At 55.1% G+C, this 24,199-nt stretch carries 22 protein-coding genes; 12 read left to right on the plus strand and 10 right to left on the minus strand.

What is annotated here, in order from left to right; all coding sequences use genetic code 11:
• The first annotated feature begins 214 nt into the window (after positions 1-214).
• From FN037_RS18595 to FN037_RS18610, 4 genes are all read left to right on the plus strand, one after another.
• Positions 215-1,837 carry a glycerol-3-phosphate dehydrogenase/oxidase gene (locus FN037_RS18595; RefSeq protein WP_185929284.1) on the plus strand — a complete coding sequence of 541 codons (1,623 nt, stop codon included), beginning with the start codon at positions 215-217 and terminating at the stop codon, positions 1,835-1,837.
• 5 nt (positions 1,838-1,842) lie between these two features.
• Positions 1,843-3,327, plus strand: a complete 1,485-nt coding sequence (locus tag FN037_RS18600; protein WP_142502920.1) for an FGGY-family carbohydrate kinase — start codon at positions 1,843-1,845, stop codon at positions 3,325-3,327.
• Positions 3,328-3,355: 28 nt separating this feature from the next.
• Positions 3,356-4,369: a hypothetical protein gene (locus tag FN037_RS18605; RefSeq protein ID WP_221887632.1), complete on the plus strand. Its 1,014-nt coding sequence runs from the start codon at positions 3,356-3,358 to the stop codon at positions 4,367-4,369.
• Between the two features lie 119 nt (positions 4,370-4,488).
• Entirely contained in the window at positions 4,489-5,346 is an 858-nt protein-coding gene (locus FN037_RS18610) for a sugar-binding transcriptional regulator (protein ID WP_142502921.1), read from the plus strand.
• A 52-nt stretch (positions 5,347-5,398) separates the two neighbouring features.
• Here FN037_RS18610 and FN037_RS18615 read toward each other — a convergent pair whose 3' ends face one another.
• The 6 genes from FN037_RS18615 to FN037_RS18640 all read right to left on the minus strand — a co-directional run bounded on the left by FN037_RS18615 (position 5,399) and on the right by FN037_RS18640 (position 10,012).
• On the minus strand, positions 5,399-5,689 hold the full coding sequence (locus tag FN037_RS18615; RefSeq protein WP_142502922.1) for a hypothetical protein: 291 nt from the start codon (positions 5,687-5,689) through the stop codon (positions 5,399-5,401).
• Between the two features lie 200 nt (positions 5,690-5,889).
• On the minus strand, positions 5,890-6,846 hold the full coding sequence (locus FN037_RS18620; protein ID WP_142502923.1) for an agmatinase: 957 nt from the start codon (positions 6,844-6,846) through the stop codon (positions 5,890-5,892).
• Between the two features lie 11 nt (positions 6,847-6,857).
• Positions 6,858-7,610: an amino acid ABC transporter ATP-binding protein gene (locus FN037_RS18625; RefSeq protein WP_142502924.1), complete on the minus strand. Its 753-nt coding sequence runs from the start codon at positions 7,608-7,610 to the stop codon at positions 6,858-6,860.
• Positions 7,607-8,278: an amino acid ABC transporter permease gene (locus tag FN037_RS18630; protein ID WP_142502973.1), complete on the minus strand. Its 672-nt coding sequence runs from the start codon at positions 8,276-8,278 to the stop codon at positions 7,607-7,609. Before FN037_RS18630 ends, FN037_RS18625 begins: the two co-directional genes overlap by 4 nt.
• Before the next feature lie 12 nt (positions 8,279-8,290).
• Positions 8,291-9,031, minus strand: coding sequence for a transporter substrate-binding domain-containing protein (locus tag FN037_RS18635; RefSeq protein WP_142502925.1), 741 nt, complete (start codon positions 9,029-9,031; stop codon positions 8,291-8,293).
• A 15-nt stretch (positions 9,032-9,046) separates the two neighbouring features.
• The gene (locus tag FN037_RS18640) at positions 9,047-10,012 is read right to left on the minus strand and encodes an agmatinase (protein WP_142502926.1); all 966 of its coding nucleotides are present in this window, start codon (positions 10,010-10,012) and stop codon (positions 9,047-9,049) included.
• A 107-nt stretch (positions 10,013-10,119) separates the two neighbouring features.
• Between FN037_RS18640 and FN037_RS18645 the strand changes: the two genes are divergently transcribed.
• Positions 10,120-11,004, plus strand: a complete 885-nt coding sequence (locus FN037_RS18645) for a LysR family transcriptional regulator (protein WP_142502927.1) — start codon at positions 10,120-10,122, stop codon at positions 11,002-11,004.
• A gap of 329 nt (positions 11,005-11,333) precedes the next feature.
• Here FN037_RS18645 and FN037_RS18650 read toward each other — a convergent pair whose 3' ends face one another.
• Genes FN037_RS18650 through FN037_RS18660 form a run of 3 tightly spaced genes read right to left on the minus strand, consistent with a single transcriptional unit; the run spans position 11,334 to position 14,978 of the window.
• Positions 11,334-12,995, minus strand: coding sequence for a M28 family metallopeptidase (locus tag FN037_RS18650; protein WP_142502928.1), 1,662 nt, complete (start codon positions 12,993-12,995; stop codon positions 11,334-11,336).
• Complete coding sequence (locus tag FN037_RS18655; protein ID WP_138358440.1) at positions 12,992-13,780, minus strand: transporter substrate-binding domain-containing protein; 789 nt, start codon at positions 13,778-13,780, stop codon at positions 12,992-12,994. The genes FN037_RS18650 and FN037_RS18655 overlap by 4 nt, the downstream gene beginning before the upstream one ends.
• A gap of 4 nt (positions 13,781-13,784) precedes the next feature.
• The gene (locus FN037_RS18660; protein WP_142502929.1) at positions 13,785-14,978 is read right to left on the minus strand and encodes a M20 family metallopeptidase; all 1,194 of its coding nucleotides are present in this window, start codon (positions 14,976-14,978) and stop codon (positions 13,785-13,787) included.
• Positions 14,979-15,137: 159 nt separating this feature from the next.
• On the opposite strand from FN037_RS18660, the gene FN037_RS18665 reads away from it, so the two are divergent.
• Together FN037_RS18665 and FN037_RS18670 are read left to right on the plus strand one after the other, a co-directional pair.
• Positions 15,138-15,980, plus strand: coding sequence for a LysR family transcriptional regulator (locus FN037_RS18665; RefSeq protein WP_142502930.1), 843 nt, complete (start codon positions 15,138-15,140; stop codon positions 15,978-15,980).
• Between the two features lie 142 nt (positions 15,981-16,122).
• Positions 16,123-16,428 carry a hypothetical protein gene (locus FN037_RS18670; protein WP_185929285.1) on the plus strand — a complete coding sequence of 102 codons (306 nt, stop codon included), beginning with the start codon at positions 16,123-16,125 and terminating at the stop codon, positions 16,426-16,428.
• On the opposite strand, the gene FN037_RS18675 is transcribed toward FN037_RS18670, so the two are convergent.
• On the minus strand, positions 16,425-17,756 hold the full coding sequence (locus FN037_RS18675) for an aspartate aminotransferase family protein (RefSeq protein ID WP_142502932.1): 1,332 nt from the start codon (positions 17,754-17,756) through the stop codon (positions 16,425-16,427). The two genes, FN037_RS18670 and FN037_RS18675, sit on opposite strands and share 4 nt — an antisense overlap.
• A gap of 99 nt (positions 17,757-17,855) precedes the next feature.
• Here FN037_RS18675 and FN037_RS18680 point away from each other — a divergent pair, with 99 nt between their 5' ends.
• From FN037_RS18680 to FN037_RS18705, 5 genes are all read left to right on the plus strand, one after another.
• Positions 17,856-18,755, plus strand: coding sequence for a LysR family transcriptional regulator (locus FN037_RS18680; protein ID WP_142502933.1), 900 nt, complete (start codon positions 17,856-17,858; stop codon positions 18,753-18,755).
• A gap of 362 nt (positions 18,756-19,117) precedes the next feature.
• Positions 19,118-21,187 carry a TonB-dependent siderophore receptor gene (locus tag FN037_RS18690; RefSeq protein WP_260607924.1) on the plus strand — a complete coding sequence of 690 codons (2,070 nt, stop codon included), beginning with the start codon at positions 19,118-19,120 and terminating at the stop codon, positions 21,185-21,187.
• The gene (locus FN037_RS18695) at positions 21,187-22,200 is read left to right on the plus strand and encodes an ABC transporter substrate-binding protein (RefSeq protein WP_142502935.1); all 1,014 of its coding nucleotides are present in this window, start codon (positions 21,187-21,189) and stop codon (positions 22,198-22,200) included. Before FN037_RS18690 ends, FN037_RS18695 begins: the two co-directional genes overlap by 1 nt.
• Complete coding sequence (locus FN037_RS18700; RefSeq protein ID WP_142502936.1) at positions 22,130-22,879, plus strand: class I SAM-dependent methyltransferase; 750 nt, start codon at positions 22,130-22,132, stop codon at positions 22,877-22,879. The genes FN037_RS18695 and FN037_RS18700 overlap by 71 nt, the downstream gene beginning before the upstream one ends.
• 32 nt (positions 22,880-22,911) lie before the next feature.
• Positions 22,912-23,889 (plus strand): iron ABC transporter permease, encoded by a 978-nt coding sequence (locus FN037_RS18705; RefSeq protein ID WP_185929288.1) that lies wholly within the window; start codon positions 22,912-22,914, stop codon positions 23,887-23,889.
• The last annotated feature ends 310 nt before the right edge of the window (positions 23,890-24,199 follow it).

Raw genomic sequence — 24,199 nt, forward strand, 5'->3', positions numbered from 1 at the left:
TCTTTTTTAAGAAACAACAAATTAAAAACTTCGCCTCGATATCTTTCGTTCCCATTTTCGTTACATATCCATACCTTTTTGCAACATCATTGTTGACATATGTATATCATGCATGACATATGTAAAAGACGGGCAACATTTAATTTGATCGTTTCGTGAGGCAGATCGCATGTTCAGCACAGAAGGAAATTCCCAAAATGCGCAGAGAAAGGAAATGTGGGAAAAGCTGCGCACCACACTTGCGCCAGAAGTTTTGATTATTGGCGGTGGGGTAAATGGTATCGGTCTGTTAAGAGATTTGGCGCTGAACAATGTGTCAGCGACGCTGATAGACAGCGGAGATTTTTGCTCAGGTGCCAGTAGCGCTTCCAGTCGCATGGCGCATGGCGGTTTACGTTATCTCGAAGGCCGTGAGTTTGATCTGGTTCGTGAATCAGCGCGTGAACGCAATATGTTATTGCATGACGCCGCTCACCTCGTGAAACCACTGGAAGTCGTCGTGCCAGTCAGGCACTGGATAAAAGGGCTGCCACGGACTGCATTACGTTTCTTTGGCTTATCCGGCAAATCGGGGCCGCTGAGTTTTGTCGCCCTGAAAAGCGGCTTACTGGCTTATGAGCGCTTTGGCGCGATACGTCGGGCACTCCCTCATCATAATGTCGCCATCAGACGGTCGCAGTTTCCTGTCGGTCTGCCTCGTCTGGTGCGTTCCGTCATCAGTTACTACGACGGTCAGATTGTCGGCCCAGAAGCACTAATGTTTGAGATGTTGAGCAGCGCAGTACAGCAGGAAAACGTCGCGGCCATCAACCATATCAGCTGGCGCTATAGCGCGCCCGACAAGGTTGAAATTACCAACACGCAGTGCAACGACAGCGTCGTGCTGACGCCAAAGATTATTGTTAACGCAGCCGGTTCCGCCATTGATAAGGTTAATCAACAGTTGGGCCTGGAGACGCACTACGTCCGTGGCGTGAAAGGCGCGCACCTGGTATTACGCCATCCTGCGTTGCAGCAGCGTATGGCCGGACGTTCGTTTTATTTCGATGACGGGCACGGTCGCATGGTGGTGTCATTGCCGGTGGAAGAGGTCATTTTAATCGGGACGACCGAAGTTGAAACTGAGGACCCGGGCGATCGTCAGGTTTCATCCTGTGAGGTCGATTATTTGCTCAATGCCCTGAATAGCCTGTTTGACGACATTCGCGTTCAGCCGGAACATATTGTGGCGGTCACCAGCGGTATCCGCCCTTTGCAGGCCAGCGAAGGTAGCGCCACGCAGGCAGCGCGTGACCATGCTCTGCAACAAAACCGGGCAGGCGAAACGCCGGTGCTTTCCCTGGTCGGCGGGAAATGGACAACTTTCCGCGCGTTTGCCGAACTGGCGGCCAACACCGTGCTGCAACAGTTAAAGCGCCCCCGCCAGACGAGCACTCTGGGGCTGAGCTATCCTGGCGCCGGAGAACTGAATCTGACCGAACTGGCTGACAGCTGCGGGCTACCGTTAGCTCGCGTCCGGCAACTTTATACACGCTATGGCACCCTGGCTAAAGAGGTGGCCGACTTCTGCGGTTTGCAGACAGACCGGCCGCTGACGCAGGCGGAAAGCTATTCACAACGCGAAATAATCTGGTTAACGCAACGGCGCATGGCACTATCGCTGGAAGATATGATCCTGCGCCGTACCAATATCGTGATGACCGGGCAACTGACGAAAACCACGCTGGCAGACATTGCACGCGTGATGGCGCAGACGCTGGGTTACGACGAAACCTGGGCTGAGACGCAGACGACAAACTGCGCGGCCGATCCCCGTATTATCTGGAATGGAAGATAATTATTATGCCAACCCCCTACACCCCCCTGGTTCTGGCGATTGACGCTGGTGGTACGACAGTAAAAGTTGCGCTGTTCGACGCGACAGGCCGTATCGTTCGTCATCGCAATGCTGAAGTCACAACGCTGCACTACCCGGATGGCCGGGTGGAACGCGATGGTAATGCGTTCTGGCAAGCCACACGATCGACCATCCGTGAAATCCTTCAGGACGATATCGCCCAACGCGTGGTCGCCGTTGGGTGTACCGGTTTTGGCAACGGGATTTTTTTAGTTGATGAAGCCGGTCAGCCAACCCGTCCCGGCATTGTCTCTGTTGATCATCGCGCCCAGCCCCTTGCCGACCAGCTGATTGCTCAACATCAGGATCAGGCACTCAGTCATGAAAATGGGCACCGCCCGTGGGGAGGACAAACGCTATTTCAACTGGTCGGGTTGGCGCAAAACGAGCCGGAGGTGATGGCGAAAACCCGCTGGGGGTTGGCCTGCAAAGATTTTATTCGCTTCTGCCTGACGCAGGAAGCCATGACCGATCCGTCGGATGCCAGCGGTGGTGGTCTAATGAATCTGGAAAGACAAGATTATTCTACCGAAGCGCTGGCGATGCTAGGGCAGGCGAGCCTGAGGGATAAACTGCCGCTGGTGGCGAACAGCTCATCGCCGGCAGGACGCATCAGCACCAGGGCGGCGCAGGCAACAGGCTTGCCAGAAGGCATTCCGGTGGCGGGCAGCATGATGGATGTTGCAGCCTGCGCGCTCGGCGCAGGCGTGGTTTCTGATGAACACATGGTTTTCATCGCCGGCACTTGGGCGATTAACGCGCTGGAAGTCACCCGACCGATTCAGGATCGCTACCCGCTGTTGAATATGCTGTATCGCGATGGTGCGGCCCGTCTGGTAGCGGAAGGCAGCCCCTCTTCAGCCGCCAACCTTGGCTGGTATCTGAAAAATGCCATGGGCGATCATCTGAGCGTTGAAGAGGCGCTGACGCTGGCTGAAAGTTGTGCCATTGACAGCCAGCGCTGCTACTTCATGCCCTATATTCACGGCCCCAAACCTAATCAGGGAAGCTTTGTGCGGCTTAGCGCATCAGATAATCATGCCTCAATGATTCGCGCCATCTGCGAAGGGGTCGCCTTTGAGCATCGTCGCCATGCGGAAACCTTGATGGAATATAGTGAGAAACGCTGGCCTGAAACCATTCGCCTTACTGGCGGTGCCGCACGTTCACCATTCTGGGCGCAGATCTTTGCGGATGCCACTAACTGTCCGGTTGAAGTGGTAGATGCGCCGGAAATCGGCGCGCTGGGCGCAGCTATCTGCGCAGCGGTTGCCGGCGGGCTGTATAGCAGCCTGGAAGAAGCGGCAGGGGCAATGAGCCGTATTTCCCGCTATCACACGCCGGTTGCTGACAATGTCGCGATACTTGACGAGAGATACCATGAATTTGTGCGCCTCGATCAGGGAATACAGGCATTACTCGATGTTTAATTTGTGACGATAACAGAGGGAACACACCTTGAGCGCATTAGTTGATATGGCGCAGACGCGCTTTGCAGAAAAAATCTCGCGGATACGCGAGGGACGTTATCGCGTTGGCGATTTTATCCTTGCCGACGCAAAAGATGTGGATGTGGCTGGTGGCGTTCCCGCTATGGGGCCACGCCGGGCGGCGGACGGTCAACCCACCGGTCACCGCACGAGAGCGCAATTTCATCAACAGATTCGCGCATTAATTGAGCAGAACGTTTTAGATATTATGCTGACGTCCATCTCCACCCTGGAAATGCTGATTGAGCAGCATACCTTTGACGGTAGCCAGATAGCGCCAGCTTTTCGCGGCAACGAAGCCACTGACGCCTGGGTAGGTATTCGCGGCGGTCGCTATCGCGATTTTGCGCCGCTGCCTTATCGCGGCGCCTCGCTGGAGCTTGCCCGCGCGTCGCTGACTCTCTACTCCCTGACCTATGTTAATAATGCACAGCATGATGTGGCCTCGCTGGAGGCCTATGCGCGGTTTCGGGCCGACACGCGAGCACACGGCATTACACACTTTCTCGAAGTGTTTAATCCGGGTATCGACACAGGTCTCTCGGCGGAGGCGATCCCGGCATTTATCAACGACTGCATTATTCGCACGCTGGCATCGCTAACCCGCGCCGAGCGCCCAGCTTTCCTCAAGGTGGCCTATAACGGGCCTGACGCGCTGGAAGAACTGGTCACTCACGATCCAGGTGTGGTGGTAGGGGTTCTTGGCGGTGGGCAAGGGACGCATCGCGATACCTTTGAGCTTCTTGCGCAGACTGAACGCCACGGCGGTCGCCTTGCCCTGTTTGGTCGCAAAATTAACGCTGCAGAACATCAGCCGACGATAGTGCAGTGGATGCGGCGCGTTGTCGACCTGGAGGTCAGCCCGCTGGAGGCGGTTCGCGGCTATCATGCCGATCTTCAACGGCAGGGCCTGCGTGCGGATCGTTCACTTGAAACAGATAGCCAGATAACAGAAGATGTCCTCCGGTCAGACGCAAAATAATCAGGAGTAGGGCTATTAAGATCCAAACCAGGGGCGCAACGCCTTCGGACAAAGTCATTGCGGAGGCGGCGTGGCTTTATTATGTCAAGAATCTGACGCAAAGCGAGATTGCCGCGAAAATGAAGCTTTCCCGCCCCACGGTCATTAACTATTTACGCCTGGCGAAAGCCCGTGAAATTGTTTCTGTCCGTCTAAGCGGCGATCATTTTCGCCTTAACGATCTGGCCGATCGCCTGACTCAGCATTTCAATCTGGATGAAGTCAACATTATCCCTGGGGAGGGACTCTCAGATGAGAGCCGTCTTCATGAAGTCTGTGAAGCCGCCGCCCATATTCTGTTAAATTTTGTCCAGCCTGGCGATCAGCTTGGCGTGAGTTGGGGCTCAACGTTGAGCCTTATCTCCGACAGCGTCCCGTTCTGGTCGGTGGAAAATCTCACTATACGTCAGCTTATCGGCGCTATGTCAAACCCGCTGCTGCCAACGGCGGAACGCTGTTCGATTGAGATAGCTCATCGCCTGAATGCGCAATGTATCAACCTGAATGTTCCGGCGGTATGCAGTTCATTGCAGCTTGCGGCCATGCTGAGGGCGGAGCCGATTATTGCTGATCAACTCTCCCAGTTAAAAAACTGCAATAAGGCCATTTTCACCGTCAGCCCCGCGACCCGCGACGGCCATGTCACTCAGTTCAATATTGTCACCGAGCAGGAGGCCGAACGTTATATTACCGACGGTGCTGTCGGTATTATTGCTGGTCGTTTTATCAACGCGGAAGGCGAGCCAATGACCGGGGATGTTGATGCGCGTTTGATGGGAATTGAGTTAACGCATTTACGCCAGATGAGCGGATTGCTGGTGGCGTCAGGACAAGAAAAGCTCTCGGCGGTTATAGCCACATTAAAAGGCGGATTTGCTAACCATCTGGTGCTGGATTCACTGTTGGCTGAGGCTATCCTCGCGCAACAAAATGCATAATGGCTCCCTGAACGAGTTGTGGCTGAGCCATAGCGCAAAACAGACCGGTCTTTCACGGTCTGTAAGTCTCTGACCTACTCGGCAGCCGTGCCAGCATCAGCTCTTTTTTTGCCAGACTCTCCTGCTCATGCCAGCCTGTCAGCACTTCCCGGCTGTGCATTGCCAGCCCCAGCAACCATTGGGTATTTTGCTGATTAACCGAAGCGCAGCTGGCACTCAGAAAGGCATACAGCCAACGCCACTGACGCGGTTCCATCCGCAACCTTAGCCGCAGAGGCACATCGTTCTGCATCAGCCAGCCGAGCGTCTGGATCGGGATGCCGGCATCGGCCAGCGGCGACACGTAATGATAGGAGATCTGGCCGCCGTTGGCGAAGCTGGCTTCCGGGACAGGTTTACCGCTGTCCTCGATCAGCCGTACATCATGCTTTTTTCACCAGGGCCCAGGCAGTGGTTAAGCCAATCACGCCACCACCGATGATGCTTATTGGTGATGCCATTTTCTGTTTTCGTCGCCTTATAGCAAGTGGGTCTTCAGCGTTCTCAGACCGACTGACGCTGCGCAAAAAGCATTCCCAGCGTTTCAACCAGCAGATGTGCCGCCAGATAGGATGTGGCGCCGGTCGGCACATCCAACTGCGGATTAACCTCCACCAGATCGAGACCAATAATGTCCATGCGCTGTAGCAATACTTGCAGGGCATCGCGCAGTTCGTCATAGCGCATGCCGTTGGGTTCAGCTGAGGCGCATCCCGGCACCAGCGAAAAATCCAGCACGTCAATATCAATGCTGATGTAGCACTTTTCCCCGGCGGGTAAATGTTTCAGCTGTTCGATAAACAGCTGACGCCGGAACGCCTCCATGGGAATGATGTGACTCCCCTGCTGACTGGCGTCATTGACCTCCGAGGGCCGTACGCGCAGGCTGCGAATGCCTACCTGAGTCAGACTCTGGACGTGTTCTAGCGCCACGACATGGCGAAAGGGCTGACCATTACTGAAATGCACGTCGTGGGTTGAAGGCGCAAAATCGAGATGGGCATCGAACTGCACCACATGTACTGGCTCCTGAACCCCACGGATTAGCGGATAGGAGACGGAGTGATCGCCGCCCAGCGCCAGAGGAATAGCACCGCGCTGTCGAATCATCTGCACGAGGGTACTGATATTGTCATGGGTGCCGATCACATTGGTGGGCAGCACATCAACATCGCCGACATCCACCAGGCGGCCTTGCGAGATCACATCCGTCAGAAAATGCTGGTCACGCTGGATGTCGTAAAAACCGGTACTGGAAAAACGCATAGAGTGCTCGCGCAGCGAGCGCGGCGCAAAACGCGTACCCGGCTGCCAGGGCGATCCCTCATCAAAAGGCACACCAAAAACCGCCACATCGGCCCGCAGTTCACTGAGAACATCGCAATAATCTGCGCGTAAAAAGGTGGGAATACCGCTAAAAGCGCGGTTCAGGCGCTCACTACCGCGCATATTACTGCTCATAAAAAGCCTCATTATTCAGAACGGGCTGCTAACAGCGCCCGGGTCCGCGGATGGCTGGGATAGTGGAAAATATCGGCGGTCGCCCCTTGTTCAACAATCTTTCCCTCCTCCATCACGATCAGCCGATCGGCAACCTCACGAGCGAAGCTCATTTCATGCGTGACGATAATCATCGTCATGCCTTCCTGCGCCAGCTGTTTCATCACCTGCAGTACTTCGCCGGTCAGTTCAGGATCTAGCGCAGAAGTCGGCTCATCAAACAGCATCACTTCCGGCTGCAAGGCCAGCGCGCGCGCAATGGCAATACGCTGTTTCTGTCCGCCAGACAGACTGTTCGGCATTGAATCCGCCTTGTGCAGCAGGCCGACTTTCTCTAACAGTTCGCGCGCGCGCATTTCGGCGTACTGACGACTCTGCTTAAGAATTTTGTGTGGCCCAATTGCGACGTTGTCGAGAATTCGCAGGTGGGGAAACAGGTTAAATGATTGAAAAACCATCCCAACCTGACGGCGTAAGAGATTCAGGGCATTTTCTTCCAGCAGTTCTCCCTGCTGCATCAGCATCTGACCGCACAGGCGGAGGCTACCTTTTTCCGCCAGCTCCAGCCCATTACAGCAGCGCAAGAAGGTGCTTTTCCCCGAGCCGCTTGGTCCGATGATCACCACCACTTCGCCGCGCCGTACCGAAAGTGAAACACCGTGCAACACCTGATGGTCGCCGAAGCGTTTTTCCAGCGCCACGGCCTCAACAATTGCTGTACTCATTGCACCATGCCTCCCGCCCGAAGTTTTTTCTCTACCGCGCGCAGCAACAACATGGTGCTGCTGGTCATCAGCAGATAAATAAAGGCAATCACGAGATAGACCTCCAGCGATCGGTATGAAACGCTGATCACTTTCTGCCCTTCGTGCATCAAATCGTGAATGGTCACCAGGGAAACCAGCGCCGAATTTTTCGTCAGGGCGATAAACTCATTGGCCAGCGGCGGCACCATGCGCACCAGCGCCTGCGGTAAAATAATCAGCCGCATCGCCTGCCCTGATGACATCCCCATAGAACGCGCCGCCTCGCTTTGCCCACGATCGATTGAGAGGATCGCACCACGTACCAGCTCCGAGACATAAGCTGCGGAATAACAGCCGAGGCCAATAATGCCGCAGACAAAAGCCGGAATGACGATATTGAAATAGGGCAGCCCGAAATAGAGGATAAACAACTGAACCAGCAGCGGCGTTCCGCGCACCAGAACTACATAGGCGTTGCAGAACCACCGCGCTGCTCTATGGCGGGAAGAGATCCTTCCCAGACCAATTAACGTACCGAGGCAGCAACTGATCGCCAGGGCGCAGAGGGTTACTTCAATGGTCACCCAAGCGCCGGAGAGCAGTTCAGGCAGGCTGGCCAACGCCGGGGTGAAATCAAGCGAAAGCATCGTCACCTCTGATCATTTAACGCCAGCGCCGAACCATTTTTTTATCAACGCATCATAAGTGCCGTCTGCGCGAATCGCCTTCAGGGCCGCATTCAGTTGCTGTCGCAACTCAGGCTCCTTTTTACTGACCGCAATACCGTAATCTTCCTGCGTCAGCGGTTCGGATAGCACTTCAGTCGTGCCGCGCGTTTTGCTGTAGAGCAGTGCCGCTGGCTTGCCAGAGACCACGGCATCGGCACGTCCCGCTTCAAGCGAGTTAAACATCTCTTCATTCTTCTCGACCTCAACCCGTTGCACGGTAGGGTACTGCTCAGTGAGCAGATTCACCGATTTTGTGCCAACCTGTACCGCTACCCGCTTGCCGGCTATATCTTTCGGCGATTTAATCCGCTTATCCCCTTTTTTCACCATCACCACTAGCCCGGCAGTGAAGTAGGGATCGGTGAAGTCCACCACTTTTTTGCGGTCATCGGTGATATAAATGGCGGACAAAACGATGTCCTGGCGCCCCGACAGTACCGACGGGATCATCGCTTTGAAATCCATATCGGTATAAACCAGCGGGCGGCCAATTTTTTTCGCCAGCGCCTCGGCCAGGTCGATATCAAAACCGGTGCGCTGATTGTTATTCATATATTCCATAGGAGGAAATGTGGGATCGATCGCCACGCGAATGGGATCGGCAGCCTGAGCAACACCGGAAATCAGCGCCAGGGTGAGAGACGTACCTAACAGTAGCAAACGAAATGTCATACATCCTCCGAAAAGTTAGCCATTGCTGTCACAGTAACCGGCGCGAATGGCCGCACCGATGAAATTCAGTACCAGGCGGCCCGCAGTCATACAGGAGATCTGGTGAACATCTTTCTCCGGCTGGATCTCAACGATATCCATGCCGACAACCCGTCCTTTTTTCACTAACCCATGGATCAGTTTCCGGGCCTGAACAAATGTCACTCCGCCCGGTGCTGGCCCAGCTACGGCGGGCATCACTGACGGATCGAAACCATCGGCATCGATAGTCAGGTAGTAGCGGCCGCCCGCAGGAATTTGCTCTAGCACGGCATCCATTCCGCGATCGTGCAATTCATAGGCGGTAATAATGCGTGCGCCCCAGGCGCGCGCATAATCGGCCTCTTCCTGACGGGCACTGCCTGAAGCACGCATACCAATCTGGATAATGTCTTTCACAAAGGGAAGCTCTGAAGCGCGACGCATCGGGCTGGACAGACCGTCTTTCACGCCGTTGACGTCATCACGCCAGTCCAGGTGCGCATCAAGATGAACGATGGTGATCGGCCCCTGCTCATCAAACGCCCGCAGAATTGGATTGGTAATGCCATGATCGCCGCCGAGCACGATGGGAATCGCGCCTGCCGCCAGAATCTTACGCACCGCCTGTTCAGCCCTGACAAAATGGCCGCGCGGCTCAGTCAGATCGGCAGGCACATCGCCGCAGTCGACGAAGCGAATGTCGTCGCGCCCCTGGAGCAGAGGGCCATCAATATCAAAATCAAAACGTTCAGGACCGCGGATCACCCGATCGGAAGCCTGGCGGATCGCCGTCGGCGCCCGCGCCTGGTCATTGTTGTAATCTTGCGGGGTATAGGCTGCGCCGTAAGGCATGCCAAGTACGGCAAAATGGGCGCTGAGGTTATCAAGATCGAGCGCAAGTTCCGAGAACAACAAAGATTTATGATTAGTTTTCGGCGCAACGGTCAGTGGCAAAGACATGGTAGTTTCCCGATGTTGGTAATGTGTGGTACTGATAGCAGTCTATTGGCCCTCCGCAGAGGAAAAAACCGATCATCTTTGCAATCACGGTTACGGAAATAACAACAATGAAAACACGAACCTTAAATGAAAAGGATTTGCGTGCCCTGAGAATATTCTGTGCAGTAGCCCAGTCAGGAGGGTTTTCTGCTGCCGAAAAGATGCTCAATATGACCAAGTCCACCATTAGTCGACAGATCAAAGCGATTGAGGAGACGCTTGGAACCCCCCTGTGTACGCGCGGGCCGAAGGGGTTTGAACTCACCAATGCCGGGCAGTCAGCGCTACTCTACGCCAGAGAGGCGCTCAATGCGCTGGATCGCATTTTCCCGGCGCTGGACGCCAGTCGCGGAGTAATCTCTGGCTCGCTGGTGATGGGGATTACCGATAATGTGATTAGCCATCCGCAGTCACACCTGCCGCAGGCGCTGCGCGCCATGCAGCAGTTGGCGCCTAATGTCCGCCTTACCCTGAGTGTTATGGCAGGAACGCAACTGATTCAGGCGCTGCTGGATCGCAGACTGGATATGGCGGTGAAAGGCGTTATGGAGTACCAGAAAAGCCCATCGTTGCGCTATGTCGAGCTTTACGAAGAGAGCCACAGTATTTACACCCTGGCAGGCAACGAAGTGCGTTTCCGCCAACTTCCGCTGGTATGGCGGGCACAGCAGCCTTTTGTGGAGCAGGCGCTCGCCCTGTTTCACTTTGGCAGAGGCCCAGAAGCAGTAGGCATTGAAGCCGTGGCAATGCTGGTTGCCTCAGGTGATGTGGTGGGCATTTTACCCAATCATTATGCCGAGCTGATGCAGGCGCATTTCCCGCTGGTGCGTATTCCGCATTCACCAGTCTGGACGGTGCAACATTATGTCGTTACCCATGCCGCTTACCCGGTCTCGCCAGCGGCGGAATTTATGATCGAAGAATTGCGGCGAGTGCAGCAGTTTACTCTGTAAGTGATTTTAATCGTGACAAAGAAGTGAAATAAGCAGGACTTATTATAAGGTAGTCTACCGCCTCTCCTTCATTATATTTTACTCTCTTACTGGTAGGTGCAGACGTGCCTATCCTACTAAATAGCTATATCGACACCTCCCCGATGCAAGTGTAAGCATCCCGGTAAAACGAACCATGTATTTAGAAACGGACGTCTACTGACGTCCATTTTACTTTATAAAGTCAACAAGTTATCCCCTTCCGGTTGTCTACTACTGTCCATTAAAATCTACTGGCACTTACCCTACCGTATCGCTTACTGGCACACGATGACTCTTTTATGGTGACTTTATGCCGCGCCATTACGCACCAGCGCCCCACCCTCCCGCAACAGACTGAGGATACGGTCGTGCTGGCGACGGTACTGGGTTTCCAGCATCAGCCAGGTATACGACCGGCAACTGGACTCCCGATGATGACGCAGCAATCGCAGCCCAGGAAACGCACCGCCGTGGTAGCTTTTGTCCTGATGAAAATCATCGGTAGAGACGTAGCGTACCCTGTGCAGTAGCCCCAATAGTTGGCGTATGGCCTTCCGGCTCGGCGCAGCACGCGCGTACTCATCCTGCAACGCCGTCAGCTCCCCAGTAAGGCGCGACAGATCAAAGTGCGGATCCAGTTCTTGTTGCAGTTGTACCAGCTCTTGCTGCAATTGCGCCAGATAATGCGGCGCGTCAAACGGCAACTCAGGCGCAGTCAGCAATTCTTCCAGCCAGCGGAAATGAATCTCGCAGTCGCGCCACTGGATATCATCGTCCACCTTGTCGCGGGTGTCGCACTCGGTATGCCACCACCAGCCACCGCCGCTACCGGGGGACTGAGTGGTGCGGGTTTCCGGCTCCTCGCGGAAGGCGAAATGCAGCGGGATACCGCAGCCCCAGAAGGATTGATCGCCTCCTTTGCCGAGCGGAGTGATGCGCCGGGCCGGGCCGCCAGTGACGTCACGTACCGCCCGGTTGAGAAACGCAACGCTCTCCGCGCCGCTGGCGTTGACCACCACCTGCGTGGCGTCCCGGCAGCCGGGAGAATCGACGTTGATATGCGCCACGCAGCGTTGTTGCAGCTCAAAGCGATACCGATCGGCGTACCATGTGGAACCGCCATAGCGGGCGTTGGAGTGCCCCGGCCACCAGGCGATACGCAGGCCGCGTTTCAGCACCTGACGATGCGCGGCAAAATGTGCCGCCATTGCCAGACATAGCGCGTTGCCGGTGGCGTTGTCGGTCACGCCTTCGTGCCAGGAATCGTAGTGGGACGATAACAGCACGAACTCGTCATGCTCGCCGCCAATTTCTACCACCGGCAGGCTGCACTCCGCCACGTGCAGATTCAGCCTCGTGGCGATGCGCGCCGTCAGCGGCCCCTGCACCAACAGCGACTGCAGTTCGGCCCCGCTACGTTTATTGATACTGATCACCGGCAGCGTCGGGTAAAGCACCGCATCATCCGGCACCGGTGAACCCCACACCGGGCCGACCGTCTCTTCGTGCAGCGCATCTTCGTCCGAGTCCCAGATATGAATCAGCCCAGCGGCTCCTGCCTGCATCAGCCGCTGCACGTAATCTTCGAAGCCCTGAAAAGCCACTACAATGCGGCCTTTCACCGCGGCTTCCCACGCCGGCAGTTCGTCGTCCGGCACGTATTCCTGGGAACGAACATCGAAGTACAACTCGGCCTCCACCCCCTGCGGGCAGTGAGCGGAGAAAGAGCGGGTTTTGGCCGCGCAGCGCCAATTCGGATGCGTGGGTAACGACAACGCGCCGGCCAGCGGATCGCTTAGCCACAACCGGCAGCGCTCGCGCTTTGCCGTCAGGCCATGACGCTCCAACAAGCCGATTAACACATCAACACTTCGCTCCGCATCCAGTGTGCCGGAAAGGCGGTGCAACCGCTGGAACTCGTCCAGCAGTGCAGTCATCAACGCCTTGAGCTGCGGAACGTCGGGAGTCATTGCGCGCCTCGCTGAACTTTCATTTCAATGTTACCGAAATAGTGCTGCTTGAGTTTTTCCCAGGTGCCGTCGGCCATAATTTTCGCCAACCCTTGATTCAGCCGCTGTTTCAACGCCTCATCGCCTTTACGAAGGCCATACGCCGAACCGATGCTGAACAATTTATTGTCCCGCACTTCGCCCCCCACCAGTTCAAAATCTTTGCCTTCCGGCTTGCTGAGAAAACCGAAGGTCACCGCCACCGCCGGGCTGAGCGCACCGTCCAGACGTCCGGCGGTTAGATCCTGATAAATAGAATCTTGATCGGCGTAAGCCACCACATCCACGCCGTGCGACGCCCAATACTGATTAGCGTACATTTCCTGAATGGTGCCCTGCTGCACAGCGATACGTTTCCCCCTCAATTTATCTACATCCGGCAGCAGGCCGCTGCCTTTGCGCGCAACCAGTTGGGTGGGAATGTGGTAAACAAAGTCGGTGAAATCAATCGCCTTGCGCCGCTTCTCAGTGGCACCCTGGGGAGAGATAAAGTCCACCTTTTTCGCCAACAGTGCCGGGATTTCCGAATCGAAACTGCCAGCGACGTACTCACATTTCGCCTGAATGGCGGCGCACACCGCGTTGGTGATGTCGATTTCAAAACCCGACGGCACACCGTGGTTGTCGCGGTACTGGAACGGCGGATAGCCCAGATCGGCGGCGACGCGCAGCGTATCCGCCGCGGCGAGAGATTGGGTACAGACCAGCACGACAGACGCCGCCAAAACAGTTTTGATTATATTCATTGAGTTATTTCCCGGTGTTGGTTTGCCATTGAGTAAATTCACTACGCATTGCCTGGAAAAAGTCTTGATCGATGCACAGATCGTAAGCGGTCAATGCCAGCGCCTTAGCCGCATTTAGCATGGCGTCAATGCCCGCTGGCGCAGCGGCGGCGACGGCGAATTCCGGCGTGTGAGGCGTAACGTCGCCGATGCGTAAATAAGGATGGATGGTGGCGGTCACCTGGCTGACGTTACCGATATCCGACGACCCTACCCCGCCTTTCTGCGGCGGCTCATTCACGTCCAGTCCCAGTTGTTCCAGATTACGGCGGAAGCCCGCCGCCAGCGTTTGGTTGGTGTTGCGCTCGGCGTAGGTCAGCCCTTCTTCGATCTCCAGCCGGGCGCCGCTCATGTCGGCGGCGGCCTGCGCGGCGGCAAACACCTTCTGGCGCACGGTTTGCAGTCCTTTCACCGTGGCGGCGCGCATCAGGAATTTGGCTTCGGCGTAGGCCGGCACAATATTGGTGGCACTGCCGCCGTTGGTGATGATGCCATGCACCCGAATGTCATCGGTGAAAAACTGGCGTAGCGCGTTAACGCCGACAAAAGTATGAATTACCGCATCCAGCGCGCTGATGCCTTTTTCCGGCGCCGACGCTGCGTGGGACGCCTTGCCGTAAAATTTGAACACCGCATCCACACAGGCCAACGCCCCGCGCGTGACCATATTTTTCTCACGCGGATGGAACATCATCGCTGCGTCCACGTCGTCGAACACGCCGTGGTCAACCATGGTTATCTTGCCGCCACCCTCTTCTTCCGCCGGGGTGCCGATCACCTCCAGCCGCCCCGGCATCTCCGGATAAGCACTTTTTAGCGCCAGCGCGGCGGCAACCGATGCGGTGCCGATCAGGTTATGTCCGCAGGCATGTCCCAGCTCCGGCAGAGCATCGTATTCCGCCAACAGGGCGATGCGCGGGCCAGGTTTGCCGCTGTTCCAGGTGGCGCGGAAGGCCGTCGGCAGCCCTGCTACACCGGCGGTGATATCAAAGTCAGCCTCACGCAACGGCGCCATCAGCGCCGCCGCTGAACGCTGCTCGCCAAAGCTCAGTTCCGGCTGGGCATGGATGCGGCGCGCCAACTGCCCCATCGGTTCGCGTAACGCCTCAACGGCAAAAATAATTTTATCCTTGTGCTCAGTTATAGTGCAGGACGCCATGCCCGTCTCCTCAAATCAATGCAGGTAATCTTTTTTAAATTAATATGTTAGTTAGATATAAAACTTTTCCACTATGATGAAAAGTTAAGCTTTTTTATTGATTGTCAACTGAGACAAAAAATTATTTTATAGTTAAAGGAAAACATGAGGTTAAGCGCGATGAACGAAAAAGACTGGCTGATTGTGCACACCGTGTGGCAGCACAAGAACATCACCCGGGCGGCGGAGCAGCTATACACCTCTCAGCCGGCACTCAGCTACCGACTGCGGCAGATCGAACGCAAGCTCGGCATTCGGCTGTTTGCAGACGGTGCGCGTGGGCTGACGTTCAGCGCCCAGGGCCGCTATCTGGCACAACGGGCGGAGAGCATGCTCAACGACTACCAGCAGCTCAAGCAGACGTTACTCAATCTGGACAAACCGCAGCAGGGGGAATTGCGGATCGGCGTATCCAGCAACTATGCTGCCTACCGCCTGCCGGACAAGCTGGCGCAGTTCAACCAGCGCTACCCGGACATCAACATCCACCTGATTAGCGGTTACAGCGAAGAGATGTTCCAGCAGCTCCAGCGCGAGACCATCCATCTGGCGTTAGTGAAAGACCATTTCGGCTGGCGCGAAGGCAAGCAATTGGTCGAAGAAGACGACTATTACCTCGTCAGCCATCAGCCACTGGATCTGACGCGGCTGCCGCACCTGCCGCAAATCCGCATCAACCACGGCCCGCACATATCCCAACTGATCGAGCGCTGGTGGAACGCCAACTACACCCGGCTGCCCAACGTGGCGATGACAGTGGACAAGCTGGAAGTGTGCCTGGCGATGGTGACACGCGGACTGGGCTATGCCATCGTTTCCAGCTATCTGGCCTTCGATGAACGTCTGTTCCGGGTCCCCATCGCCATCGACGGCCAGCCGGTGAAAAACCGCACCTGGCTGCTGTACCGCCACACCAGCACCGACGCCTCGGTGATTCTGCCGTTCGTGGGATTATTCGGATGAAGTGAAAACATCAAAGAAACAACAGGAACACGTTCGAGACCCAGAACAGAGCGCCTGGGCAAAATTATCCGCAGCTGTTACAGAACGCATGTGATACTGATTTTGCTGAGTGTTGGTACTGGACCTGTGGGCCCACCGTCCAGTGGACGTACTCAATACCGCGTTTCAGTTCGCCAGCCGTATCTTCACGCATCTTGCCATGCTCGTCGCTGATAAGCGCGACGGTTTTCTTTTCATTGGCTGTCCGCAACGGCTTGAAACGATAAAAATCGGTGCGCGTCTGGCCGGCGGCAGATTACGTCAGGCTGGCAGAGCCGCTTTGGCTGCAGCAATAACATCTCTCAATCTGACGAATCGCCTCGTCAATGGAGGGGACACTGCCAGCGGCAGCCTGACGCATTCCACCGTTAATCAAATAAGTAACGGTCTCCATCAGGCACACTCTTAACTAATCTGATGCAAGGCGTCGCCCACCGCGTCAAATAGACGATCCAGTTCAGCGGGTTCGCTGTTGAACATTGGCCCAAATTGCAAAGTGTCACCGCCAAAACGGACGTAGAAGCCTGCTTTCCACAGCGCCATGCCCGCATCAAAGGGGCGAACAGTCGCGTCGCCATCGCGACTGGCAAGCTGAATGGCGCCCACCAGACCACAGTTGCGAATATCAACCACATTCGGGCAGTTACGTAGTGCGTGCAGAGCGGTTTCAAAATGCTGCGCCAGTTCGGCGGAGCGGGCGATCAGTTGCTCTTTTTCCAGCAGGTCAAGAGTGGCAAGGCCCGCCGCGCACGCCACCGGATGAGCGGAGTAGGTGTAGCCGTGGCCGAACTCCACCGCGTGTTCCGGCAACGGCTGTGACATGAAAGCATCATAGATTTCGCTGCTGGCCACCACGCCGCCCAGCGGAATGGCACCATTGGTTATCTGCTTGGCGAAGTTGAGGATATCTGGCGTAACGCCAAAATACTCCGCCCCGCTCCAACGTCCCATACGCCCGAACCCGGTAATGACTTCGTCGAAAATCAGCAAAATATCGTGCCGGGTGCAAATTTCCCGCAGTCGTTGCAGGTAGCCCTGCGGCGGAATAATCGCGCCGGCGGAACCTGACAGCGGCTCAACGATCACGGCGGCGATGTTGCTGGCATCGTGCAGTTCAATCAGCTTCAGAAGCTCATCCGCCAGCGCCGGGCCGCCGGTGGCCGCCATCCCTTTGGTGAATGCCATACCCGATTGCAGCGTATGCGGCAGGTGATCGACGTCCAGCAGAGGGCCGAACACCTTGCGATTGCCGCCGATGCCACCAAGACTGGTCCCCGCCATGTTAACGCCGTGATAGCCCCTGGCGCGGCCGATCAGTTTTGTCCTGGCGGGTTGCCCTTTAGCGCGCCAGTAGGCTCGAGCCATTTTGATGGCAGTATCGGCGGATTCGGAGCCAGAGCCGGTAAAAAAAACGTGGTTCAGGTTGCCTGGCATCAGGCTGGCGATTTTATCCGCCAGTTGAAACGACAGCGGGTGGCCATACTGGAAGCCCGGGGAATAGTCGAGCGTACCCAGCTGTTTGGCCACAGCTTGCTGGATTTCACTGCGAGTATGACCAGCGCCGCAGGTCCAGAGCCCCGACAGACTGTCATAAATCTGGCGCCCGTTAGCGTCTTGCAGCCAGCGTCCCTTCGCGGCCACGATAAAACGTGGATCACGGTGAAAGTTACGGTTGGCGCTAAACGGCATCCAGTGTGATTTCAGATTCAGCGATGCGATGTTGATGGCTTCGGACATAACGGATCTCTTCCTGCAAAGTGTTAGAAGAGTTTGCAATCAAGCAAAAGATAAGTTAAATCCAAATTACGAGACATTTAGTTAAGGTTTTTTTTACCTATGAAAACAAAATCGCTCGGACAGGTGACCGATTTCGATCTGAAGCTGCTGCGGATTTTTAAAACGGTGGTGGAATGCGGGAGTTTTTCCGGCGCCGAAAGCCTGCTGGGTATTACCCGTTCAGCCATCAGTATGCACATGAGCGATTTAGAAAAACGGCTGGGTATGCGGCTATGTCAGCGCGGCCGGGCAGGCTTTTCCCTTACTGACGAAGGGCGCGAGATACTGCGTATCAGCGACACCATGATGGCCGCTATTGAGGCGTTCCGTCAGCAGGTGAACCAGATGCACCGGCACCTGCGTGGCGAGTTTAACATCGGCATCATCAACAATCTGGTGACCCAGCCGATGATGCGCATAACCAATGCGCTGGATATGCTACGCGCGAAGGGGCCGGACGTGCGCATCAACCTGAGCATGTGCACGGCGGCGGATATCGAACGCGGCCTGATGGACGGGCGATTGCATGTGGGGGCACTGCCGTTAACGTCGCCGATATCCGCCCTGGATTACAAGCATCTTTATGATGAAAAATCAAACCTTTACTGTAGCGATAAACACCCTCTGTTCCACTGTGGAAAGGTATCCGACACTGCGCAACTCAGCCGTCTTGACGCGGTAGTACCGAGCTACCGGATGACGGCAGAAAGCATTGGCATTCACCAGTTGTTGTCATGCTCGGCGACGGCTTCCGATCGCGAAGGCGTCGCGTTTTTGATCCTGACGGGTCGCTTTGTGGGCTTTCTGCCGGATCACTATGCAGCACACTGGGTAGAAAAGGGAATAATGCGCGCCATTGAACCCGACAGACTGAGTTTTTCGACCAAAATCGCCCTCGCGACGCGTAAGGGGTCAAGACCAAATTCCATTCTTGAACTGTTTCTTAATTCCCTTTCCTGAGCACAAACTCCCCCTTGTTTAAGCAGATCAATGACATCGTCTATATGATGTTGCGCCATCGTATCGATAATAAAACCGGGCAAACCTGCACCACATCGTCATCCGGGAGTGCGGATCGCGCGCCCTGTAGGACGAGAAGCTCAGCCCATCTGGCGGTACTGAAAACAGAGAGTTTCAGTCAGCTTGCTGGAGTATACTCCGCCGACACCGCTACCACCGCGGCTCATACTGGCTGCATAAACAATGTCACCATTCCTCTTCTCACACGATCACATTTGTCCAGTTTTTTTACTGATAAATTATGTTACGTTATAACATTGCAATTTATAATTTAATATTGGTGTATGAAACTTAAGCCTTCTTTGATAGCTCTCGCAGTAGCAGTAAATACTTCGCCTCTGGCCTGTGCAGCAGATGAAACCATCGTCGTCACCGGCAGTGACGTATCCGACTATTCCGCCGAATCCGACTCGGCACGTCTTTCATCCGGTTCAGCCTCACGTCTCGGTCTGACCGATAAGCAAACGCCACGCCATACTGAAACCATCAGCGCCAGAACCATTACGGCTAAGGGCAAACGCACGCTCACCGAAGTCGTTGAGACCGCCCCGGGCATGTCCGGCACCAGCTCACCTACGCTCTCAAACAGCGTTTCACTGCGCGGCTTCTCCGGCGTTTCCTGGCTGCTAAACGGCGTGGCCGTACCCGGTAGCACCATTCAAATCGCCGACCCGGTTCATTATGAAAACGTGGACATCCTGTATGGCACAGGCTCCGTTTTAAACGGTCTGAGTTCTGCCGGTGGCAGCGTCAACCTGATATCACGTAAAGCAACCTTTGGTCGACAGCCAGTAGAAGCTGACTATAGCTGGTCAAGCTATAACAGCCATCGCGCCCACATCGGCGCGGGCGGTACGCTTATTGAGGGTATCGCTGCTGGCCGCGTGGATGTCAGCGCATCAAATACCGGCACTCAGGTTGATAAAGATCGCAGTCGCCCGAAGCGCATCAGCGCACAGCTCCTGCTGACGCCGACCGATAACACACAGGTCACTTTTGACATCGATCGTAGCTTAACGGATATGCGCAATCCCTATTTCGGGACGCCTGTCATCAACGGCAACGTTGATCGCGACTTGCGCCATGTAAACTACAACAACATTCAGGATGCGCATATCCGCAGCCAGGCAACCTCATTCCAGTCAACCCAGTCCTGGTATGCAACGCCTGATGTAACCTTTGATAACCAGTTCTACTATTACAAAGGTTTCCGCGAATGGCAGAACGTTGAACGCTATTACCCGTCAAACAAAGCGGGCTATGTGACCCGTGATTCTTATGGCGATCTTGCTCATGATGACAAGCTGACTGGCAACCGTACTATGGTCACCTGGGATCACCCGATTGCATCATTCGCCAACCGCGTGACTGCGGGTGTCGATTTTTCAAAACGCGAATTCCAGTACTATTCTAACGGCTTCCCGGGGGGCGAAGATGTTCTGCTGACCAACCCCACCTCCAATGACTTTCGCACTGGTGCGGGTGGCAAGATGCGCTCACCTGTTCGTCACATCACTCAGAACCAGTATGCCTTGCTGCTGGAAGACAATCTGAATATCACTGATGCTGTCGCCCTGTTAAGCCAGTTGCGCTATACCAACCTGGATATGCACTGGAATTACCAGCAGGACAATAAAACCATCAATCATAGCTATAGCTTTATGAGCGTTGGTATTGGGCCGAGCTGGGCCATTAACGAAAACTGGACGGTGTATGCCAACTATTCCACAGGTAAAGAGCCCGGCAGCGATATCTTCTTTATCAGCCCTGAACAAACGTCCCTGCCACTTACAGAAGTTCAGCAATATGAAGCCGGTGTAAAAGGGACATTCGACCACGGCGAAATGAAGCTGGCCGTTTACGATCTCCAGAAAAAAAATCTTTATCAGCAATCGGCTGTCCAGGCCGGTGTATGGAATGCGGTTGGCAAGCAGACTTCGCGCGGCATTGAGTTCAGCGGATTGATTAAACCGCTGGATAACGTCGTGCTGGCGGGAAATGTGGCTTATACCCATGCGCGCTTTGACAATTTCAAACAAGGTACGCAGGACCTTTCCGGCAATCAGCCGCGCTATATCCCGGAGTGGACGGCTAACCTTTCTGGCCGTTATATGCCGATTAGCAAACTGGGGCTGGGCGCGCAGCTCCACTATGTTGGCAGTAGCTATAACGATGATGCCAACAAAAACAAAATGGGCGATTACACGACTGTCGACCTGAACGCCGATTATGAAGTGATTAAGGACGTTACCGTAGGCACCCGCGTGCGTAACCTGACGGATCGCTTCTACACCTGGCAGCGTACTTATACAGGGCAGGAAATAATTGCGCCAGGTCGAACTTACGAAGCCTATGTCAACATGCGCTTCTGATGAAACGTCTGGCCTCCCTCGCATTGCTGGCAACCTTCGCCAGCTTTGCGCATCCCGTTACGTTACAGAATTGCGGAAGCTCCTGGACGTTTGAGCATGTACCACAGCGGGCAATCGTCTATATGCCGACCGCAATGGAAAACATGCTCGCATTACGTCTGGGAGATTCCGTGATCGGTGCTGTCGGTTATCGGCCAGATGAAGATACCGCGCCCTCCCCCTGGTACAAACCGCTAAAAGCACGTCTCGACAGTTCGCCCTGGTCGGGAGAGGCTTTGCTGAGTTCACGGCCAGATTTTATCTATTCCGGCAGCTACTACTGGTTTAACAGCCCGGAGACCGCCGGTCGTGAAAGGATGGCTGAATGGGGAATTGGAAGTTGGCTCATTGAAGGGATGTGCAATGGCCTGCAAAGTGGCCCTCCTGCGCCTGTAACCTTCGACAGCATCTACGACGAGTTGCGTAATATTGCGCGCATATATGGCGTGGAGCCGCGCGCAGAGGCGCTTATCAATGAACTGAAGCAACAGGTCGCTGCTGACAGCCGCATAAAACTGCCACGCAGAACGCTCATGTGGTGGTATTCCGGTACGGCAACACCTTATGTGGCGGGCGGTTATGGCGCTTCTGAGCTGTTAACCAAAACCATCGGCAGTAAAAACATCTTTGATAACAGTGCTGAACTGTGGCCTGCCATGAGCTGGGAGGTCATTGCCGAACGGGACCCTGACTACCTGATCCTGGGCGATCTGCAAAGGGGGGGAGATGGCGACAGCGCCCGGAGCAAAATCGATTTTCTTGAACGTAATCCCTTCACCGCAGGCATGAAGGCGGTTAAAGCAAAACGTTACATCATTTTACCTGGCTATGACATGGACGCATCTGCGCGTTCAGTTCTGGCCCTTCACCGACTAGTCACACAAATACACGCTAAGGAACAACATGACCTTTCCAGCCCGCGAATTACTGAAAAACTGGGACGAACAACAAAGCGCCTACATCGCTCACCGTGAAGAACGCTATAACGCCGCGCTGGATGTTCTGGCAATGCTATATGGCGAAGAATTCCATGTGGTGGATCTGGCCTGTGGTCCAGGCTCATTCAGCATGCGTCTTCTGAATCGCTTCCCGGCGATAAGAGTAACGGCTATTGACCTCGACCCGCTTCTGCTTACACTGGCCAAAGAAGCCTTATCTGAATACAGTGACCGTATTCAGTTCTTCAGCGGCGATATTGCAACAGCGGATTGCTTTGCCGCTATTACCGACAAACCGCAGGCCGTTGTTTCCAGCACGGCCATCCACTGGCTGCTGCCGGAACAGCAGGTCGCGCTTTATCGCAACATCTTTAACCTGCTGGATGAACGTGGCTTATTTATGAATGCCGATCATCAGCGATTTGATAATCGCAATCCATGCCAGAAACGGATTGCCCGGCTTCATGACGAAGACACGCAGAAAAAAGCCTGGACAGCGGGCGTGCAGGACTGGGATAGCTGGTTTGCATCGGCCACCCGTCATCATGAGCTGGCTGATTTGATGGACGCGCGCACCGCTATCTTTAAAGACCGCCCGACACCGCTGCCCACCACGGTCGAATTCCAGCTCGCTGCTCTGCGCCAGGCGGGTTTTAGCGAAACGGGTACTCTCTGGCAATTCCTGGATGATTATGTGATCGCTGGCTGGAAATAATCATGCTGCGTTCGCCTGTTTTTCGCCTCTCCATGCTGTTTCCGGCCCTGATGCTGACGTTTTGCATTGCCATTATGTATGGCCCGGTGACCTTTTCCATAAAGGACGTAGCAAATGCCATACTGGCAGGCTACTGGCATAGCGATACAGCGGGAACGCTTCATCAGCGGATCGTATGGTCTCTGCGTATGCCGCGCACCCTGCTTGCTGCGCTGGCGGGCGCCGCATTAGCGCTGGCCGGAACGGTGCTCCAGTCGTTGACACGTAATCCTCTTGCCGACCCCTGGGTGTTGGGGATCTCATCCGGCGCAGGGTTTGGCGCGGTACTGGTCATTGCGCTTGGTCTCAGTGCGGGCTGGGCCGCTGTACCTGCCGGGGCGTTCTGCGGCGCGATGCTGGCTTTCGCACTGGTGCTTTTCATGGCGCGGAAATCGCTATCCGGCCAGTCCAGCCGTTTTATCCTGACCGGCGTCGCCGTGACACAGCTTCTCTCCGCCGCCACATCATTAACCACGCTCTGGAAAACGGATGCAGACACCACGCGAGGGGTGATGTTCTGGCTGCTGGGAAGCTTTGCACAGGCATCCTGGCTTCAGGTACTGCTTTGCGCACTGGTGCTGTTGCCGATATTTCTGCTCTGCTGGTGGCGGGCAATAGAGCTGGATGTGCTCACATTCGGCAATGTGACGGCAGCGTCGCTTGGTGTGGACGTTGGCGCAATCAGGCTCGCCCTGTATTGTTTGTTGACCTTATTGACTGCGGTCATTGTGGCATGTTGCGGAGCAATAGGTTTTATTGGGCTGACCGTGCCTCATATCGCCCGCATATTCATTGGTCATCGCCATCGATCGCTGCTGCCGGCATCCATGCTGTGCGGCGCGACTTTTACCGTTCTGGCGGATACGCTTGCCCGAACGCTGTTTGCGCCCCGTGAATTACCCGTCGGCATCCTGACGGCGATGCTCGGGGTTCCGGTATTTCTGTTCCTGATTTCACGGACTTCCCGATAAAAGGCGGCTCCGGATGGTACTGACCGATTGCTGACAGAGTGTGTATTCTGAAATTGCGCGACGGGGCTACGCAAAATCTATAACGCGGTAATATTGTTCATATTGCAGGCCGGGCCAGGCGTTAGCCGCGACCCCGTAGAAATACGAACACCATATCTAAGCCAGATTTGTCATCGGCCTCAAAACGGTTAACCGTTTCATTCTGCGACTCAAGTTATTCAGGACATAGCAACAAAGAACAAACCGCTTCTTTATTATATATAACGCATTATTAGTAGCGTTTCCCGTAACAATGATTGTGCCTATCAAT

The sequence above is a fragment of the Klebsiella sp. 2680 genome, from assembly GCF_900198535.1.
GTDB lineage: Bacteria > Pseudomonadota > Gammaproteobacteria > Enterobacterales > Enterobacteriaceae > Klebsiella > Klebsiella indica.

What these genes read in the sequence shown, in the direction of transcription:
- FN037_RS18595 (WP_185929284.1), top strand. Translation starts at nt 215, where the DNA reads ATGTGGGAAAAGCTGCGCACCACACTTGCGCCAGAAGTTTTGATTATT.
- FN037_RS18600 (WP_142502920.1), top strand. Translation starts at nt 1,843, where the DNA reads ATGCCAACCCCCTACACCCCCCTGGTTCTGGCGATTGACGCTGGTGGT.
- FN037_RS18610 (WP_142502921.1), top strand. Translation starts at nt 4,489, where the DNA reads ATGAAGCTTTCCCGCCCCACGGTCATTAACTATTTACGCCTGGCGAAA.
- FN037_RS18620 (WP_142502923.1), bottom strand. Translation starts at nt 6,846, where the DNA reads ATGAGCAGTAATATGCGCGGTAGTGAGCGCCTGAACCGCGCTTTTAGC.
- FN037_RS18625 (WP_142502924.1), bottom strand. Translation starts at nt 7,610, where the DNA reads ATGAGTACAGCAATTGTTGAGGCCGTGGCGCTGGAAAAACGCTTCGGC.
- FN037_RS18630 (WP_142502973.1), bottom strand. Translation starts at nt 8,278, where the DNA reads ATGCTTTCGCTTGATTTCACCCCGGCGTTGGCCAGCCTGCCTGAACTG.
- FN037_RS18635 (WP_142502925.1), bottom strand. Translation starts at nt 9,031, where the DNA reads ATGACATTTCGTTTGCTACTGTTAGGTACGTCTCTCACCCTGGCGCTG.
- FN037_RS18640 (WP_142502926.1), bottom strand. Translation starts at nt 10,012, where the DNA reads ATGTCTTTGCCACTGACCGTTGCGCCGAAAACTAATCATAAATCTTTG.
- FN037_RS18645 (WP_142502927.1), top strand. Translation starts at nt 10,120, where the DNA reads ATGAAAACACGAACCTTAAATGAAAAGGATTTGCGTGCCCTGAGAATA.
- FN037_RS18650 (WP_142502928.1), bottom strand. Translation starts at nt 12,995, where the DNA reads ATGACTCCCGACGTTCCGCAGCTCAAGGCGTTGATGACTGCACTGCTG.
- FN037_RS18655 (WP_138358440.1), bottom strand. Translation starts at nt 13,780, where the DNA reads ATGAATATAATCAAAACTGTTTTGGCGGCGTCTGTCGTGCTGGTCTGT.
- FN037_RS18660 (WP_142502929.1), bottom strand. Translation starts at nt 14,978, where the DNA reads ATGGCGTCCTGCACTATAACTGAGCACAAGGATAAAATTATTTTTGCC.
- FN037_RS18665 (WP_142502930.1), top strand. Translation starts at nt 15,138, where the DNA reads ATGAACGAAAAAGACTGGCTGATTGTGCACACCGTGTGGCAGCACAAG.
- FN037_RS18675 (WP_142502932.1), bottom strand. Translation starts at nt 17,756, where the DNA reads ATGTCCGAAGCCATCAACATCGCATCGCTGAATCTGAAATCACACTGG.
- FN037_RS18680 (WP_142502933.1), top strand. Translation starts at nt 17,856, where the DNA reads ATGAAAACAAAATCGCTCGGACAGGTGACCGATTTCGATCTGAAGCTG.
- FN037_RS18695 (WP_142502935.1), top strand. Translation starts at nt 21,187, where the DNA reads ATGAAACGTCTGGCCTCCCTCGCATTGCTGGCAACCTTCGCCAGCTTT.
- FN037_RS18700 (WP_142502936.1), top strand. Translation starts at nt 22,130, where the DNA reads ATGACCTTTCCAGCCCGCGAATTACTGAAAAACTGGGACGAACAACAA.
- FN037_RS18705 (WP_185929288.1), top strand. Translation starts at nt 22,912, where the DNA reads ATGCTGTTTCCGGCCCTGATGCTGACGTTTTGCATTGCCATTATGTAT.